Origin of the sequence: uncultured Tenacibaculum sp. (assembly GCF_947494125.1) — a bacterium.
In the GTDB taxonomy this organism is placed as follows: domain Bacteria; phylum Bacteroidota; class Bacteroidia; order Flavobacteriales; family Flavobacteriaceae; genus Polaribacter.
On record NZ_CANLTU010000002.1, the window covers coordinates 157,074 to 174,015 of the forward strand.

At 28.3% G+C, this 16,942-nt stretch carries 16 protein-coding genes; 3 read left to right on the forward strand and 13 right to left on the reverse strand.

Features of this window, described 5'->3' with window-relative positions:
• Positions 1-7 precede the first annotated feature (7 nt).
• The 5 genes from Q0881_RS04130 to Q0881_RS04150 all read right to left on the reverse strand — a co-directional run bounded on the left by Q0881_RS04130 (position 8) and on the right by Q0881_RS04150 (position 6,246).
• Complete coding sequence (locus Q0881_RS04130) at positions 8-685, reverse strand: GNAT family N-acetyltransferase (RefSeq protein WP_299157201.1); 678 nt, start codon at positions 683-685, stop codon at positions 8-10.
• Positions 678-1,568, reverse strand: coding sequence for a TIGR01777 family oxidoreductase (locus tag Q0881_RS04135; RefSeq protein ID WP_299157202.1), 891 nt, complete (start codon positions 1,566-1,568; stop codon positions 678-680). The genes Q0881_RS04130 and Q0881_RS04135 overlap by 8 nt, the downstream gene beginning before the upstream one ends.
• 67 nt (positions 1,569-1,635) lie before the next feature.
• Positions 1,636-4,236, reverse strand: coding sequence for a zinc-dependent metalloprotease (locus Q0881_RS04140; RefSeq protein ID WP_299157203.1), 2,601 nt, complete (start codon positions 4,234-4,236; stop codon positions 1,636-1,638).
• Between the two features lie 103 nt (positions 4,237-4,339).
• Positions 4,340-4,909, reverse strand: coding sequence for a YdeI/OmpD-associated family protein (locus Q0881_RS04145; protein ID WP_299157204.1), 570 nt, complete (start codon positions 4,907-4,909; stop codon positions 4,340-4,342).
• Complete coding sequence (locus tag Q0881_RS04150; RefSeq protein WP_299157205.1) at positions 4,909-6,246, reverse strand: M28 family metallopeptidase; 1,338 nt, start codon at positions 6,244-6,246, stop codon at positions 4,909-4,911. Before Q0881_RS04150 ends, Q0881_RS04145 begins: the two co-directional genes overlap by 1 nt.
• A 180-nt stretch (positions 6,247-6,426) precedes the next feature.
• On the opposite strand from Q0881_RS04150, the gene Q0881_RS04155 reads away from it, so the two are divergent.
• Positions 6,427-7,065, forward strand: coding sequence for a WG repeat-containing protein (locus tag Q0881_RS04155; protein WP_299157206.1), 639 nt, complete (start codon positions 6,427-6,429; stop codon positions 7,063-7,065).
• A gap of 93 nt (positions 7,066-7,158) precedes the next feature.
• Here Q0881_RS04155 and Q0881_RS04160 read toward each other — a convergent pair whose 3' ends face one another.
• Positions 7,159-8,484, reverse strand: coding sequence for a hypothetical protein (locus Q0881_RS04160; RefSeq protein WP_299157207.1), 1,326 nt, complete (start codon positions 8,482-8,484; stop codon positions 7,159-7,161).
• A 101-nt stretch (positions 8,485-8,585) separates the two neighbouring features.
• Positions 8,586-8,969, reverse strand: a complete 384-nt coding sequence (locus Q0881_RS04165; protein WP_299157208.1) for a DUF6249 domain-containing protein — start codon at positions 8,967-8,969, stop codon at positions 8,586-8,588.
• A gap of 137 nt (positions 8,970-9,106) precedes the next feature.
• Here Q0881_RS04165 and Q0881_RS04170 point away from each other — a divergent pair, with 137 nt between their 5' ends.
• On the forward strand, positions 9,107-9,691 hold the full coding sequence (locus Q0881_RS04170) for a sigma-70 family RNA polymerase sigma factor (protein WP_299157209.1): 585 nt from the start codon (positions 9,107-9,109) through the stop codon (positions 9,689-9,691).
• Positions 9,678-10,094 carry a hypothetical protein gene (locus Q0881_RS04175; RefSeq protein ID WP_299157210.1) on the forward strand — a complete coding sequence of 139 codons (417 nt, stop codon included), beginning with the start codon at positions 9,678-9,680 and terminating at the stop codon, positions 10,092-10,094. The genes Q0881_RS04170 and Q0881_RS04175 overlap by 14 nt, the downstream gene beginning before the upstream one ends.
• On the opposite strand, the gene Q0881_RS04180 is transcribed toward Q0881_RS04175, so the two are convergent.
• From Q0881_RS04180 to Q0881_RS04205, 6 genes are all read right to left on the reverse strand, one after another.
• Positions 10,095-11,267, reverse strand: a complete 1,173-nt coding sequence (locus tag Q0881_RS04180) for a nuclear transport factor 2 family protein (RefSeq protein WP_299157211.1) — start codon at positions 11,265-11,267, stop codon at positions 10,095-10,097. It lies immediately after the preceding gene.
• Positions 11,268-11,352: 85 nt separating this feature from the next.
• A complete protein-coding gene (locus tag Q0881_RS04185; protein ID WP_299157212.1) occupies positions 11,353-13,143 on the reverse strand; it encodes a DUF885 family protein in 1,791 nt (596 codons plus the stop codon).
• Between the two features lie 141 nt (positions 13,144-13,284).
• Entirely contained in the window at positions 13,285-14,328 is a 1,044-nt protein-coding gene (locus tag Q0881_RS04190; RefSeq protein WP_299157213.1) for a M28 family metallopeptidase, read from the reverse strand.
• A gap of 69 nt (positions 14,329-14,397) precedes the next feature.
• Positions 14,398-15,195: an ABC transporter ATP-binding protein gene (locus Q0881_RS04195; RefSeq protein WP_299157214.1), complete on the reverse strand. Its 798-nt coding sequence runs from the start codon at positions 15,193-15,195 to the stop codon at positions 14,398-14,400.
• 2 nt (positions 15,196-15,197) lie between these two features.
• Complete coding sequence (locus Q0881_RS04200; RefSeq protein ID WP_299157215.1) at positions 15,198-16,232, reverse strand: iron ABC transporter permease; 1,035 nt, start codon at positions 16,230-16,232, stop codon at positions 15,198-15,200.
• Between the two features lie 28 nt (positions 16,233-16,260).
• The gene (locus Q0881_RS04205) at positions 16,261-16,839 is read right to left on the reverse strand and encodes a non-canonical purine NTP diphosphatase (protein WP_299157216.1); all 579 of its coding nucleotides are present in this window, start codon (positions 16,837-16,839) and stop codon (positions 16,261-16,263) included.
• Positions 16,840-16,942: the final 103 nt, after the last annotated feature.

The following is a 16,942-nucleotide window of genomic DNA, read 5'->3' on the forward strand; positions in this document are numbered from 1 at the left end:
TGGACTTTTACTTTTTGTGATAATACCACCAATTCATATCTCTAGTAAGTTGATATCCTAACTTTTCATAGAGAGGTATTGCAGAATTGCCTTTTGTTGTATGTAAAATCGGATGTTTATTATCATTTAAAATGTCTTTTGTTACGTGAGCAGTTAACTGTTTAGCAAAACCTCTACGAGTATAATCAGGATGTGTAACAACTGCACTTATTTCTATAAAATCATTAGTTTGCATTCGTTGGCCAGTAATAGAGACTAACTGATTATCTTTAAATATGCCAAAATACTTCCCCATATCAAAAGTTCTTTTTTGGTAATACCCAGGCATTACTAACCAAATAAGTTTATAAATATCATTAATATGTTCCTCAGATAAAGGAATTATATTTTCAGTAAAATCAATGTCAACTAAGTTGTCTAATACCATTTGACAACCTTCAATTTTTTTATCCAAAGAAATAAATCGATTGTCAAATAGTGGTGTTTTATCTTCAGATACTAAAAAAAAACTATCAGAGAGTTTTGCATATTCATTTAAAGCATTGGCAGTTTTATTCGTATCTATAAAAGCTCCAAAAGGACAAATTTTAGGATCGTAAAACTGTACACCTTCAAAGTTTAGAGCAAACTTTTTATGTGTTTCATTTAATGAATGCCAAACAGGATTTTTAAGCTTATTAATCATTATTATAAATATTATTTAAAGCTGATTTTAGATTAGGAAATTTAAAATTATAAAATTCAATTGTTTTTTGAAAAGAAATTCTGCTACCATTTAATAATATATAAGCCATTTCTCCTAAAGCAGTTTTCAAAATAAATGAAGGAGCATTCATAGGAAGTATTGGTTTTTTTAAAGCTTTTCCTAAGACTTTAGTAAAAGCTTCATTTGTTTGATGTTCAGGAGCTACAGCATTGAAAATACCATAGAACTCAATATTTTTTATAGCTTCGATATACAAGTAACATAAGTCTGTAACATGGATCCATGGTAAATATTGATTTCCATTTCCTAAAGCAGATAAAAATATAGGAGTATTCATTTTATTTAAAGCACCTCTTTCCTTAGTAAGTACTACACCGGTACGTAAAATAGTTACAGGGATATTTAAATTTAGAAATTGGTTAGCAGCTTTCTCCCATTTAACACAAATAGTAGAAATAAAATCATTATCAGGGTTATCTTCTTCAGTGAATATTTTATCAGAAGTTACTGCACCATAATAGCCTATACCAGAAGCAGAAATAAAACCTTTCAGCGGTATTTGGTATTCTTTTACTTTTTTAAATAACAAATTTGCAGATTGAACTCTACTATCAATTAATTCTTTTTTTCTTTTATTAGTCCATCTCTTGTCAGCAATTCCAGCACCAGCTAAGTGTATAATATGAGTTATACCATTAAAAGCTTTTTCATCAATGTAGTTTTCAGAAATATTCCAATAAAATTCATTTTTATTTTGAGGATTCCTACTAAGAACATTTATTGTATAATTATTTTCTTTTAAAATAGTTTGTAAATAACTACCAATAAGTCCAGTTCCTCCAGTTATAAGAATTTTAGCCATAGAGTAAAAATAAGAAAACCATAATGTTTTCACATTATGGTTTTACTATAGAATTTATTAAAATTTTCTATTTAACTTCTTTTAATGAGTTGTTAATTAGTAATTTTAATTGATTTTTATGTGCTTTAGTAGCAATATTTCCTAAACCGTTTCCAGACCAAGTCTTAATCTTTTTTAAGTTATATAAAGCCATTGCTTTTGAAGCATTAGTATATCTACTACTACTTTTACCAACTACCATCTTCAATAACATTTTAGTATATTCAGTTTGAAGATTTTGACGGAATGAGTTTACATTAGTGTATAAATCTGCTTTAAAAATAGCATTGTTTAAATCTGTCATAAAAGATGATAATTTGTATTTATTACCATATAATTCAGAATCAGAAATTCTTTGTAAAGTATTTCTATGTAAAATATGGTTTAATACTCTCTTTTGATAATTTAAAACTTGTGCATGTATTTTTGGATCTTCTGGACCACCAAAGAAATTATAACCACGTCTTTGTCTTGCTAAATAGTTATATAAATCAGAAGGAGCTTTAAATGCATTTGGAGCAAAAACGTAGGTTTTTAAAGCACTCATTGCTCTTTTTTGATCTATTAAACTTACAGGAGTATAAGGTTGAGTACCTCCTTCTTGTCCAGCCATAGCTCTATCTACATAAACACCCCCAATGAAACGAGATATTACATCTCCAGCTCTTGCAGCTTGACCATTTAAAATATAATATGCATTTCTTAATTCTTGATATGTTTCTCCTTTTTTAGAAAAACGATTTTTAATGTTTAGCATCATTTTATTAGCCAACTTAATTCTATCAATAGAATATGTAATCTGGTCATTAGATAAATCACCAGTCATAACTCTTGGGTCAATAGCTTTTCCAGCAGAACGCATATCATCAGCATCGTTTCCAAAAATTAATTCTGGTTTTGTAGATTTAGCTAATAATGTATTCATTTCTGAATTATTTTTAAATGGAGTATATCCATATTGAATAGCCCAAATGTCGTAAGGTCCAACCGCAGTATCGTAATATTGACCTTGCTTTGTTCTATCTAAAGTTAAATTAATAGCAGCGTAATCCATTACAGAACCCGTTAAACATTTACCTTTTATAAAATTAGCATCGGCTAATTGTGCAGGAGAAAACAATTGACTTGCTTTCATGTTATGATTTAACCCTAACGTATGACCAACTTCGTGCATTATTAAAGATTTCATCGCTTCTTTCTTCATACCTTCCATTTCTAAATCAGAAGCACCTGTTGCAGCTAAAACTGTTTTACCAAACATGGTGTTTTCGTGCATTAAATGACCAGCAGAACAAAACATGTGATTATCTTTTTTAGATAAAATATTATATGCTTCTTCTTCTGTAGAGGCTTTTGATACTTCTCCAAATATTTTATCATACTGAACTCTATTTGTGAAATGAACATATTCTAACATAACATCTGCACCTAATATTTCTCCAGTTCTAGGATTAACAAAACTAGGTCCGTAACCACCAAAAGGAGGGTTAGGAGAAGAAGTCCAACGTAATACATTATAACGTACATCACCAGCATCCCAATCTGCATCCTCTGGTTGTACTTTAACAGCCATAGCATTTTTAAAACCTGCTTTTTCAAAAGCTTCATTCCAAGCTAATACTCCTTCTTTAATTGTTTCAATAAATTCAACTGGAGTAGAATTTTCTATCCACCAAGTAATTGGTTCAACAGGTTCTGAAACTGCTAATTCTGGATTTTTTTTAATTAATTTCCAACGGTGAATGAAATCTCTGTAGTTAACAGCTTGAGTGGAAGTCATGTCATTGGTATTTGTTAAGAAATAACCAACTCTAGGATCGTCCATTCTTACCTTATAATCGTCTTTAGGCATGCTCATAAAAGTATGGAATACTTTTATAGAAACATATCTACCATCAGTTACAGCATTTGAACCTCCATTTAAAACAGATGGATTATTATAAGTATATTCTGTTTTAATATTTGTGTTTTCTGGATAGTTTTTAATGCTATTTATTTTTGATTTCTTTTTATCAAATCTTCCTAATTTAAAAGCAAATGGTGAGCTTTTAGGGAAACGAGGCATTTTAACTCTTGTAAGAGCTTCTGATAAGAAAAGAGCATTCGCATCAATTAGATACTCACCTTTTTTATCATCTGAAGCTAAAATTTTAGTACTTGCTACTACTGCATTACTTATGTTTGCAGCAGCAGATTTTGATAATGCGTTATTTTTATCAAAATAAAAAGAAGTATTAGGAGCTACAAATTCAATTTTATTAAAGTATTTTTTAATATTGAAAATGCTTGATCCACGGTAAGCACCTCTAAAAGCTCTTGCTTCTGTAACACCATCAGCGATTTGAGAAAAGTAAATGAAATCTTTATTAAGTTGATCTTTTTTTAGAAGTAATTTAATATCACCAGTAACAGTATCTTGGTAAATAGGGAATAAACCATCTATTTTTTTACTACTTTTTGTTAACTCAGCAATTGTTTTCTTTTTCTTCTTTTTTTTCTTTTTTGAAGGGATTTCGGTTTTGTCTTTTCCTTTCTTTTTTCTTCTTTTTTGGGCATTTATATCGTTAACTCCCAAAATAGCAATAGCTAAGAAAAGCGAACATACTAACCTTAATTTTTTATTAAGCATGTTTAAATTATTTAAGTTATGATTTTTGAACCCGTAATTTAATATTTGTTATTTTTTTTGATGTTAATTTTTTGATAAAAAAGGAAGGAAAATTCTTAAAAAATTACTTCTCCTTTTTATTTGCTTGGCACAATTGAATTATTATTTCAATCCTTTTTAATCTAGTAGCTTCTCTTTTAGCTTGATATAGCCAGTACAAGTATCCTTTTTTATAGGATTTAGCAAAATTTTGATAGTTAGTATGAGCAATTAAATTTTGATTAAACCGAATTTGCAAGTCGTTTGGTATAATTAAGTTTTCAACATCGTCCAAAGCAGTCCAAGAACCGTTTTTTTTAGCTGTTTCAATTTTCTTTTCTCCTGATGGATGCATTAATTTTTGCTCAGTTAGTTCTTTGATATATTTTTTATTCAAAGCACTCCAGATACTTTTATCTTTTCTAGGACAAAAGTACTGTTGTCGTTTTCCATCTCCTAAACTTTTAACTGTAGAATCTATCCAACCAAAACACAAAGCAACTTTTACAGCTTCTTCCCAACGCATGCTTTGTATACCTGTATCAATTTTATATAATATTAAATAAATACCAGCATTTGTATCATGATTTTTTAATAACCAATCACGCCACTCAGTAGTTGTTTTAAAATAGTGATGTAGTATTTTAGTAGCCATTATTTTCTAATAATTTTTGAAGGAAAAGAGACTAAACTTTCATGTCCATTTTTGCCTACAGCAGCAACACCAAAAAAATAATTATCTATAACAATTCCTTCTAAAGTAAATTCATTTAAATCACCAACATATCTGCTATGATCCCAAGTTGGAGATGTTGTATCACGCCAATAAATTTTATATCCTTTTGCACCTTTAACTTTATCCCATTTTAATCTAGCAGAAGCTTCAACAATTCCACCTATACCAACATTCTTTGGAGCTGCTGGAGCAGAAGCAATACTAGCTAAATTAATAGCATTTACAGCAGTTAATTTTTTAGTATAATCAAAATTTACAAATTTTAATTTATCACCATATTCAATGTTGTTTTCAGTTCTAATATCTTGATGTTGTTGCGTGTAATTTTCATGCGCTTCCATTATTCTTACACCAGCAAAACCAGCATCATTAAAGGGGCGATGATGCCCTCCACGACCAAACCTATCTAAACGATATATCATTTTAGGATTCATCTCTGGCATATAAGTTTTGGTAGTTTTATATATATATCTAGCTAATTGACGAGAAATTCCATCGACTTCTCCACCATAAAAGCGTCTTGACTTACGTTGGCGTTCGGTTTCGGTAGGAGGAGTAGGCTCAGAAAAAATTCTAAAAGTTCTGTTGTCAATAACTCCATCAACTCCTTTTATATTACCAATCATATCATTATTTATAATACCTACAATATTTAAATTATTATTTTTTGCATAGTTAGCAAAGCCTTTTCCTCCAAATAAACCTTGTTCTTCACCTGATAATCCAATGTAAATTATACTATTATCAAATTTATATTTACTTAAAGCACGTGCAGCTTCAAGTGTTCCTGCTATACCCGAAGCATTGTCATTTGCGCCAGGAGCATCATCAGTAAAGTTATTTGGGTCAGATATTCGTGAATCAATATCACCGCTCATAATAATATAATTATTAGGGTTTTTTATACCTTTTTGAATTGCTACGACATTAATTACCCAAACATCTTTGGTAATTCTTCTGTTAGCTCCTTTTTTTACTAAATCTTTCTGATAAAAAACATTCAAACAGTTACTACAATTTTTTGAGATATCTTCAAACTCTGATTTAATCCAACGACGAGCCGCGCCAATTCCTCTAGTATTAGAAATTGTATCACTTAATGTATGACGAGTTCCAAAATTTGCAAGCTTAGCTATATCTGTTTTTATTCTTTTTGAAGAAATAGCATCTATTATATCGTAAATATTCTGATCCGTTTGAGCATAAAAGTTTGATGTTAAGAGTAGGCAAAGTATAAGCGTAATTAAATTTTTCATTTTAAGGTGAATTTAGACATCTAAAATACGAAACAATAAAAAGACTAAAACGGTAACCTATTTTCTTTAACATTTTTGAAGTAAATGTTAAATTTTAGTTGAAATGTTAAGTTATTGATTTTTAGGTTTTGTGGTTTTTTTTTTTGTTACTTTCGCTTTTTAATCCCTTAAAATAGAGTAATGAAATTTAAATTAACACTAGCGTTTGTCGTTTTAACAAGTTTATACGCAACTTCACAAGAATTTTTTATAGTTAAGAATAGAGAACTTTATGGTATTGTAAACGATAAAGGAATGGAGATTGTTTCACCAAAATATCAAAAAATTGAAAATTTTGATGAGATAAAAAAGAATTGGGCAAAAGTAGAACTTGAAGGAAAAGTAGGTTTTATAGATAAATCTGGTAAAGAAGTTGTAGAAGTAGTTTATGATTTTATAAGTGATTTTGGAACAGATCATAAAGATTGGGCATTGGTAAAAGAAAACTCATTTTATGGTTTTATTGATGGAAATGGAGATAAAATTGTAGATACTAAATTTGACGAAATACAAGGTTTTGATAAATACAAAAAGAATTGGGCTTTAGTAAAAATTAAAGACAAATATGGTTTTATTGATAATAAAGGAGATTTGATAGTAATACCGAAATATACAAAAATTGGAGAGTTTGGAAAATACAGAAAAGGATGGGCTAAAGTATGTATTGATAATAAAAAGTATGGTTTTATAAACGAAAATGGTAGAGAAGTTGTACCTCCTAATTACGATAGTGTAGAGTTTTTTAAAAAGAAAAAAGGAGTGGTAACCGCAAAAAAATAAACTTTATTTAAAACTAAAAAAACTCATTTTAAATTTAAAATGAGTTTTTTTATGCTCTAATTTATAATAGTTTTAAAGGCATCAATATTTAGATTATTTATTGAAAAACCAAAATGGAATTGTAATATCTGTAACTTGTATGGTATCTTTTTTTCTTATTTTTTTTCGTCTTAATCTTAAAATATGTTTTCCTTCAGTAAGCTTTTTTGTAGAGATATAAGTTTCAAAACCAATTTGTTTCTGTTTATTCCTGCTGATTAAAAAATCAGTTTTATATTCAGTAGTATCAATTCTGATTCTATACATTTTATTTAAAGTTTCAACATATTTAATAGCTAAGCTATCTCTTTTTTTACGAGAAATAGATTGCCCGTTAGAAAATTTAATTCCAGTTTTAAAACCTCTATTGTCTTGTTTAGGCTTTAAGGTAGGAGCGTAGTTATAAATTCGATCTTCTATATTTTCATTAAAAACTTTAAAAAATTTGACATAGGGTTGTGTTATTACTTTTGATTGGATAGTAGCATTGCTAACAAAATCACTTTCTTTAACTCTTAAATCCTCATATTCTCTATTATCAATGTATAAGTTAGAATTAAATTTTGTGCTATCTATATAATTCGATTTTTGATATTTAACTGAATTAAATACAGATATTAATATATATATAGGTATTAAAAAAAAGCTTAATCTTCGGGTAAATTTATTGTCTAAAAAATTATAAACTAAAGGCCTGTATAAAAATGAAAGTGTTAAAAAGCTAAACACCCAATAAAAAGGAAAGTAAATTTTTGATAACCATTTTTTCTTTTTTAAATACCCCTGTGTAATAAAATCAATAAACATAAATATTGATCCTATGCTTAGAAAAATCATTAATAGTACTCCCAAAAAAGTTCTGAAACCTTCTGGTAAATTATCATTAGAAAGAATATAGGTAGCTATTAAAATAAAAGAAACAATAATTATGGTAATAGAAACAACGTAAAAAATTAATAAAAAAGAAGTAGCAAATAATACACTACAATAATTTTCTAAAGAAGCTACATATCTGTCAAAAGAAATAATTTTCTTCTTTAAATATTTTGTAAAACGGTTATGGTAATTTAATTCTTCAAATTCAATATCTCCAGATATGTACCGTAAGCCTAAAGCACCAATCCATAAACCACGTAATATTACATGAACTAATAAATTAAAAATAAGAATATAACAAGCTACTAATGCAACAAGAAGTATTACAAAAGCATATATATGTTTGTCATTTTGGGCTACCTCTAAAGCTACTTTTACTTGAGGAAAAGCAGTAAACAAACCAAAAATGGCAAAACCAGAAATAATAAGTTCTAATTGCCAACTCTCTTGTTGTAATTTGTCTAATAATTGTTTAAAGCTTTTGTTTTTGTAATCGTTACTCATATGTAATTTTTATTTCGTTTAAAGATACTGACTTTTTAAAAACAAAAAAACCACTTCTATTAGAAGTGGTTTTTAGTATTATTTACTATTAATAGTAAATATTATTCATTGTCTATTTTTTTGGTAAGATTAAAACCAATAAATAAAGCAGCACCAGCACAAAGAAAAATTGCAGAAGTAAAGAAAACTTCAGAATCTATAGCGTTACTTGGTCTATTTGCCCAATCACCACTATAGCCAAATATAGAACTTAATATGGCTCCTAATAAGACACCAACTCCAATTCCCATTGCTAACAATGCTAAGTTTAAGATTATAATTCTACCAGTTAAAGTTGATTTTTTTCTTTCTCCTTGCATAAATATTTTTGCATCTACTCCTTTTTCAATTAAGGCCAAACGTTCTTTGTTTCGAGTTGAATAAAATAAATAAAAAACTCCGAATATTACTGCGAATAAGAACATAAATACAATTGCTACTTCCATATTTTTAATTTTAAATGATTATTTTTAATGTGTTTGCAAGTATGACATATATGTTTAAAAAAAGGTTACAAAAAAAATAAAAAACTTTTTTTGAATTTATTGTAACCTTTTAAAAGAATAAACAGTCAAAGAATAAAATGACTACTAAAAACGACCAAACATATATTGATAAAGTATTAAAAGGAGATACTAATGCGTTTTCTATTTTGGTAGAAAAGTATAAGACTATGGTATTTACTTTGGCTTTAAAAATGGTAAAGAGTAGAGAAGAGGCTGAAGAAATTTCTCAAGATACTTTTATCAAAGCATTTAAGAACTTAAATAAGTTTAAAGGAGATTCAAAGTTTTCTACTTGGTTGTACAAAATAGGATATAGGACTTGTTTAGATAGCTTAAAAAAGAATAAAGAAAAATATAATACAGATACTATAGACGAAATAACAATAAATAAAATAAAATCTACTGAAGGTATTTTAGATGGAATAGAAAGAAAAGAACGAGCAGAAGTTATTAATACTTGTATGTTGAGTTTGCCAGAAGATGAGCGTGCTATCTTATGGATGTTTTATTTTGAGGAGTTAAGTTTAAAAGAGATTATTGAGTTAACAGAATTTTCTGAAGCTAATGTTAAAGTAAAATTGCATAGAGCCAGAAAAAGATTGTTAACTATTGTAGAAAAAAAAGTAGAACCCGAATTAATTAATCATTATGGGAGAAAATAAACACATAGAAGTATTAGATGCTTTTGCAAAAAAGTATATAAAAGAAATTAGCGAAGAAACTCCTTCGGTAGATTTTACAGCTAATTTAATGGATGTATTATTAAAAGAAGAGAAAAGTGAAATATATAAAGCAACTCCTTTAATATCTAAAAAAGGATGGTTTATTCTTATTGGAATCTTAGTAACAAGTATTTTATATGTATCAAGAGGTACATCTTTAACTTGGGTTAAAATGCCTAAATTAAATTTAGATGGGTATTTTTCTAAAATTCAAATTTCAAATTTATTTGATGGAATTACTGTGTCAAATACAATGCTATATGCAAGTTTCTTTTTTACGATAATGATTTTTGTACAGATTCATTATCTTAAAAATCATTTTACAAAAAATTTAAATTTATAATTATCTAACAAACTTAACGGTACTAATTTTACCATTAGTAATTTCATATATAGCAACTGCCTTAAATTTATTGCCATTTGCAGTTACCAGTTCTTCGTCAATAACAACGTTGCCTTTTACAATTCTGTTAAGAATTTTACAGTGTAAGTCTTTTGTTTTTACAAACACTGGAGCATACCGTTTTCTCATTTCATCTATACCTTCATAGTTTAATTTATTAGGGTATGTATATACTTTTACGTTTTTAGCATAAGGTTTTAAAAAGGCCTCAATATCTCTTTTATTATAACCATCTAATTGTTCTTGGGCTAAGACTCTTGGAGAAACTTCAGTAACTAAGGCTAATTTTGTGCCATTTTTATTGATTATTATTCTTGAAATATTATTTATGTTTTCATCTTTAAATGTGTGAAAAATTGACCACTTTTTATCTGTTTTTGGATCAAGTTTTAAAATCATGTTTTTATAAGAAACTAACATTGTTCCGTTGGGTAACCAACACATGTCTTGATTAGCACCTGTATTGAAAATTTTTTTGGTTATCTGAGTTATCGGATCTAATGACCAAACTTCCCAAATCTCACCGTTCTTTTTCATAAAACTAACAAGCTTACTGTTAGGGATTTTATGAAATGAACGACCAGTCTGTTTTACTATAGGAGTGTTTGTTTTCTTTTTTAAGTCACTAATAAAAAGCTGAAGACTATCATTTACAATAACTGAAGAAATGATTGTATTTTCATTATACCACACAGGGTAAGCGACTACTAAATCTTTTATAAGCTCTTCGTGTTTTCCAGATTTAAAATCGTATTGATAAAAACGTTGTAAACCATTTTTATCTAACCTTACTGCTGAAACATTTTTAGAATTTGGAATACGCTGTGGAGAATATTCACTTCCGTTAGGGGTATTGTTTATAAAGTTCTTTTGATCAGAATCAATCGTGTATTTTAAGATGTCAGTTTGTCCATTTTTGTTAGAAGCAAATAAAATAGTATTCTCATCATAAAAATTAGGCTGACTGTCATACCCATCGTTATTAGAAATGTTTTTACCATTGAACACGACCCATTTACCATTCTCAGATTTTATATCAAATAAATGAATTTCTGTGTTGGTTTGTGCAAAAGTAAAAGTTGTAATAAAAAGTGATACGAATAGCTTTTTCATTTTATATAAAATTAGAATTCTAAAAATACAAAATCCAGAATTTTTAAACTCTGGATTTTGTGAAGAATATTTTTAAGTACTTGTTTTACTTTTCAGAAGCAATCCAATTATCAATTTTATCTTCTAATAAAGCTAAAGGAATACAACCAGTTTCTAAAACTTGATTGTGGAATTCTCTAATATCAAATTTATCACCTAATTCTTTTTTAGCTTTAGCACGTAACTCTCTAATTTTTAATTGACCAATTTTATAAGATAAAGCTTGTCCTGGATTAGCCATATAACGTTCAATTTCAGAGATAATGCTAGCTTCACCTTCTGCTTCATTATCTAAAGAATATTGAATAGCTTTTTCACGAGACCATCCTTTAGCGTGCATTCCTGTATCAACAACTAAACGAATAGCACGATGCATTTCCATTCCTAACATTCCAAAATATTGATATGGATCTGTATATAAACCTAATTCTTTACCTAAGTTTTCAGTATATAAAGCCCAACCTTCACCATAAGCACTATACCATAATGTTTTTCTAAAATCCGGTAAATCTTTATTTTCTTGAGTTAATGAAATTTGATAATGATGCCCAGGGATTGCTTCATGTAAAAATAAAGCTTCATCTGAAAACACATTATATTTAGTTGCATCAGGAATTGGTGTATAAAAAACACCTGGACGTGTACCATCTAAAGAACCTGGATTGTATTCAGCACTAGCTGAAGCTTCTCTAAATTTTTCTGTTTGCTTTACCACAAATGGAGTTTTTGGTTTGTTACCAAATAATTTCTCTAATTGAGGTTTCATTTTTTCATGAATAGCATTAAAATTATCAATAATTTGCTTTGGAGTTGTATATGGCATTAACTCTTTATTTTCACGAACAAAATTGAAAAATTCTTTTAAAGTACCTTTAAAACCAACTTGTTCTTTAACTTTCTCCATTTCAGTTAAAATACGGGCAACTTCTTTTAATCCTAACTCATGAATTTCATCAGCAGTCATATTGGTAGTTGTGTAGTTTTTAATTGAATGATCATAATAAGCTTTTCCATTAGGAATAGCAGATATACCGCTACTTTCTCTTCCAGCTTCTAAATAATCTGTTTTTAAGAAATTATATATTGACTTAAATGATGGGATCAACTTGCTTTCTAAAATATTATAAGCTTGTGCTGAAATAATTTTAACATCTACAGGTTCAAAATCCTTAGGTAAATTTTTAAAAGGAGTATTGAATAGATGATTTTCAAATGAAGTATTTGCTAATATCTTAAACTGAGGAATTACTTTTTTTATTAAAGAAGCTGGTAATACATACCCTTCTTTAATTCCTTGTTTCATTCTTTCTTCAGCAGAATTTAACCAAGTATTATATTGATTTAATCTACTTAGCCAATTTTGGTAATCTTTAACTGTTTTAAAAGGTTGTGCTCCACTACCACTACCTAATGTTCCCATAGTTAAATTAACTGTCCACATTTGGTTAATTGGCATTAATAAATCATTTTTAAAACTATTTTGAGCTAGTGCCATATCGCAATCCCAAGCTAGAACAGCTTTACTCATTTGCTGACTTTTAGTTAAATCAGCATCGTTAAAATTGTTAAGTTTAGTTTTATAAGTATTGTAAAATGCATTGTTTTTTACTTGATACTCATTTGATAATGTATTTGGAAATTGATCGTTAAAACGATTGTCTCCAGCAAAGGTTGCATTAATGGGGTTTAACATTAACTTCCCTTCATTATAATCTTTTAGAAGTTGGTTAAATTCAATATTTTCAGATATAGTTTTTTTTATTACTTCTTTTTTTTCTTGCTTACAAGAAGTTAATAATGTAGTAATAGTTACTATTGCTAAGAAGATTTTCTTCATGATTTTGTTTTTTGATTGCTAACAAATATACCAAAAAGAAAAACCAAGGAATGTTAAAAGGGATTGTTAAAGTTGAATAGTTATTTATATAAAAAAGACTCACCAATTGGTAAGCCTTTTTTATATAAATAATAAAATTAATTATTTTGTTGCTTCAGCTTTGTCAACAACAATACGGTTCTCACGGTTCGCAACTTCCCAAGCAGTATGGAAAACTAAACGAGCTCTGTTCTCTAACATTTCATAATTAATTTTGTCAGGGGTATCCGTTGGTTGGTGATAATCGGCATGCGTCCCATTAAAATAAAATATAATAGGAATGTTGTGTTTTGCAAAGTTATAATGGTCAGAACGATAGTAAAAACGATTAGGGTCGTTTTCATCGTTGTATTTATAATCTAAATCAATGTTTGTATATTTTTTATTCATTGCTTCAGATATGTTGTGTAATTCACTACTTAATTTATCAGCTCCAATTAAATAGACATAATTAGGGTTTCCTTTGTGACGCTCATCAACTCTACCAACCATGTCTATATTTAAATTGGTAACTGTATTTGCTAAAGGGAAAATAGGGTTTTCAGTATAATATTTAGAACCTAATAATCCTTTTTCTTCACCTGTTACATGTAAAAATAAAATAGAACGTTTTGGTCCTTTGCCTGCATCAGTTGCTTTTTTAAAAGCCTCAGCAATTTCTAAAATAGCAACAGTACCAGAACCGTCATCATCAGCTCCATTATAAATCTCCCCATTTTTAATACCTTCGTGATCTAAATGTGCAGAAATTACTACAATTTCATCAGGCTTTTCACTTCCTTTAATAAAAGCAACTACGTTTTCTGAATCTTTTAATTTCATTCCACGACGGTTGTTGCTTAAGTATTCAGAAGGTACTTCTTGAAAATAATCATCACCACCTAAAGGAGAAACAATACTTTGACTTTTATAAAAATCTTTTAAATATTTTACAGCTTTCTTTTGCCCAGGTTCTCCTGTATTACGACCTTCAAATTCATCAGAAGCATATATAAATAAATGCTTACCTAAGTCTTTTGCTGTAATTGTTTGTGCAAATTTTTCAGAATAATCTATATTTAGATCACTATCTACGCTTGTAGTATCTTTACTAGCTCCACAAGCTACAAGAGCTACAGCACTTGCGATATAAAGTATTTTTCTCATTAATATTTAATTAAAATTTTTGGTTGATTAGTTTTTTCAAAAATAACAAAATGTTACATTCAGTCAAATTTAACTTTTCTTTATAACGAATTGTTCTAATGTTTTGTTAAAACTTATTAGTTCTTTAGGAAACAATTGTTCAAAAGCATTTTGATTGATTAACTCTTGCGATGTTCCGTTGTAAAGTTGTTGTTCAGATAGTAAAATAAATTCATCAGCTAATTGAATTGCTAAGTTTACTTCATGGGTAGATATAACAATTGTTTTCTCCGTGTTTTTAACTAATTTTTTTAATAAAGAAAACACTTTAAAAGTATGATGAATGTCTAAATGTGCAGTTGGTTCATCTAAAATAATGATTTCTGTATCTTGAGCTAAAGCTCTAGCTATAAGTACTCGCTGTAATTGACCATCACTTAATTCATGAAAGAGTTTATCTTTTAAATGATTTATTTCTGTTTGTTCAATAGCCCAAAGAATTTTTTTTAAATCATTTTTGGCAAGTTTGTCTATCCAATTAGTATAAGGTTGCCTCCCTAAGGCGATTAATTCAAAAACAGTTAATTGACTCTGAGGTAAACGTTCAGTTAAAACTAAACTTAAAGAGGTTGCTAGTTCTTGATAAGAAAAATCAACAATATTTTTTTGATTTATTTCTATAGTTCCACTAAGTGGTTTTTGAACTTTTGATAGCGTACGTAGTAAAGTAGATTTACCAATACCATTTTTACCTAATAAAGCAATAAACTTTCCTTTATTAACTGAAAGGTTAATATTAGAAGCTATAATAGTTTGCTTCTTTTTAGTTTGATAACCTATAGAAAGGTTTTCAGTTTTAAGAACGATATGTTTTTTTTGGGTAGTCAAACTTAAACGTATATTTTCTTTTTTCTTATTAAAAGCCAAATTACTACTGGAGCACCAAATAGGGAAGTAATAGCATTAATTGGTAATGTAAATTCACTTGTTGGTAACTGAGCAATGCTATCACAAATTAATAATATAATTGCTCCTATAAAGGCTGATGCTGGCAATAGTGTTTTATGATTGGAAGTAGAGAATACTATTTTAGCAATATGAGGTACAGCTAATCCAATAAAAGCTATAGGTCCAGAAAATGCAGTTATAACACCAGTTAATAAACTTGTAATTACTAGAATTATAGTTCTACTTTTTTTTATGTTTATTCCTAAACTTTTAGCATAGTTTTCACCTAGTAAAAAGCTATTTAAAGGCTTTATTATAGTAAATGTTCCAAGGATTCCAATACTGTAAATAATACCAAAAACCATAAGCTCTGTCCAAGATAAATTACCTAAACTTCCAAAACTCCAAAACATATATTGTTGAATTTGCTCTGCTTCACTAAAATAGGATAATACACTTATTACTGCAGACGTTAATGAACCAAACATTAAACCAATTATTAAAATAGACATTGTATTTCTAACTTTATTAGCAGCAATAATCACAGCAGTTAAAATTAAAAAAGAACCTAAGCTAGCAGCAATTGCTGCTCCCCAATTAGAAAAAGCTATTGTAGTAAAAAAACTACCAAATAATCCAGAGCCTAAAATAAGTAAGGCAACTCCTAAACTAGCACCAGAAGAAATACCTAAAACAAAAGGTCCGGCTAAAGGGTTTCTAAATAATGTTTGCATAAGTAACCCACAAATAGATAAACCAGAGCCAACCATAATTGCTGTTACAGCTTTAGGTAATCGAAAATTTAGAATTATAGTTTGCCAACTATCTTTAGAAGCAATACCTCCTGTAAGTGAGTTAAAAATATCTTTAAATGGGATTGATACAGAACCTAAGCTAATGTTTAAAAACAAAAAAACAATAAGTAAAACAAATAGTAGTAAAAAGTATTTTGTGTATGTTTTTTTATTTTTTATCATTTTTTGAAAACAACAGCTTTATATATTTTTATGACTTATCTTTTAAAAAATTAACTAAGTCTTGAATAGCTAAACCACGATGACTAATCTTGTTTTTTTCTTCTGAAGTCATTTGAGCAAATGATTTTTCAAAATCATCTGGTTGAAAAATAGGGTCATAGCCAAAACCTTTTTCGCCTTGTTTGTGTTTTAAGATTTCGCCTTTACAAATACCATTAAATAAATATTGTTCACCATTTAAATTCAAACAAATTGACGTTCTAAACTGAGCAGACCTATCATCTTTGTTTTTCAATTCGGTTAATAATTTTTGCATATTATTTTCTGCATTTGAAGGTTCACCAGAATAACGTGCAGAATATACTCCTGGAGCTCCATTTAAACTATTAACTTCTAATCCTGTATCATCAGCAAAACAATTAAGTTTATACTTTTGTGTAATATAATTAGCTTTTATTTTAGCATTACCTTCTAAAGTAGTTGCAGTTTCTTCAATATCATCAAAACAGCTGATATCTTTCAAAGAAAGTAATTCGATAGAATTAGGAAGCATTTTTTGTACTTCAGCTAACTTATTTAAATTGTTAGTAGCGAAAACAAGTTTCATTTATACATAATTTGTGTTAACAAATGTATCATTTTTTATCATCTTTGTAATTAATATTTATTGTTTTTATAAAAAAAGTAAAAACTCTGGAAGTATTGAGAAT

Bases quoted from the DNA above. Each gene is read 5' to 3' on its own strand.
- Q0881_RS04160 (WP_299157207.1), bottom strand. From the start codon at position 8,484: ATGAGTAACGATTACAAAAACAAAAGCTTTAAACAATTATTAGACAAA.
- Q0881_RS04140 (WP_299157203.1), bottom strand. From the start codon at position 4,236: ATGCTTAATAAAAAATTAAGGTTAGTATGTTCGCTTTTCTTAGCTATT.
- Q0881_RS04180 (WP_299157211.1), bottom strand. From the start codon at position 11,267: ATGAAAAAGCTATTCGTATCACTTTTTATTACAACTTTTACTTTTGCA.
- Q0881_RS04130 (WP_299157201.1), bottom strand. From the start codon at position 685: ATGATTAATAAGCTTAAAAATCCTGTTTGGCATTCATTAAATGAAACA.
- Q0881_RS04170 (WP_299157209.1), top strand. From the start codon at position 9,107: ATGACTACTAAAAACGACCAAACATATATTGATAAAGTATTAAAAGGA.
- Q0881_RS04185 (WP_299157212.1), bottom strand. From the start codon at position 13,143: ATGAAGAAAATCTTCTTAGCAATAGTAACTATTACTACATTATTAACT.
- Q0881_RS04175 (WP_299157210.1), top strand. From the start codon at position 9,678: ATGGGAGAAAATAAACACATAGAAGTATTAGATGCTTTTGCAAAAAAG.
- Q0881_RS04205 (WP_299157216.1), bottom strand. From the start codon at position 16,839: ATGAAACTTGTTTTCGCTACTAACAATTTAAATAAGTTAGCTGAAGTA.
- Q0881_RS04145 (WP_299157204.1), bottom strand. From the start codon at position 4,909: ATGGCTACTAAAATACTACATCACTATTTTAAAACAACTACTGAGTGG.
- Q0881_RS04200 (WP_299157215.1), bottom strand. From the start codon at position 16,232: ATGATAAAAAATAAAAAAACATACACAAAATACTTTTTACTACTATTT.
- Q0881_RS04150 (WP_299157205.1), bottom strand. From the start codon at position 6,246: ATGAAAAATTTAATTACGCTTATACTTTGCCTACTCTTAACATCAAAC.
- Q0881_RS04165 (WP_299157208.1), bottom strand. From the start codon at position 8,969: ATGGAAGTAGCAATTGTATTTATGTTCTTATTCGCAGTAATATTCGGA.
- Q0881_RS04190 (WP_299157213.1), bottom strand. From the start codon at position 14,328: ATGAGAAAAATACTTTATATCGCAAGTGCTGTAGCTCTTGTAGCTTGT.
- Q0881_RS04135 (WP_299157202.1), bottom strand. From the start codon at position 1,568: ATGGCTAAAATTCTTATAACTGGAGGAACTGGACTTATTGGTAGTTAT.
- Q0881_RS04155 (WP_299157206.1), top strand. From the start codon at position 6,427: ATGAAATTTAAATTAACACTAGCGTTTGTCGTTTTAACAAGTTTATAC.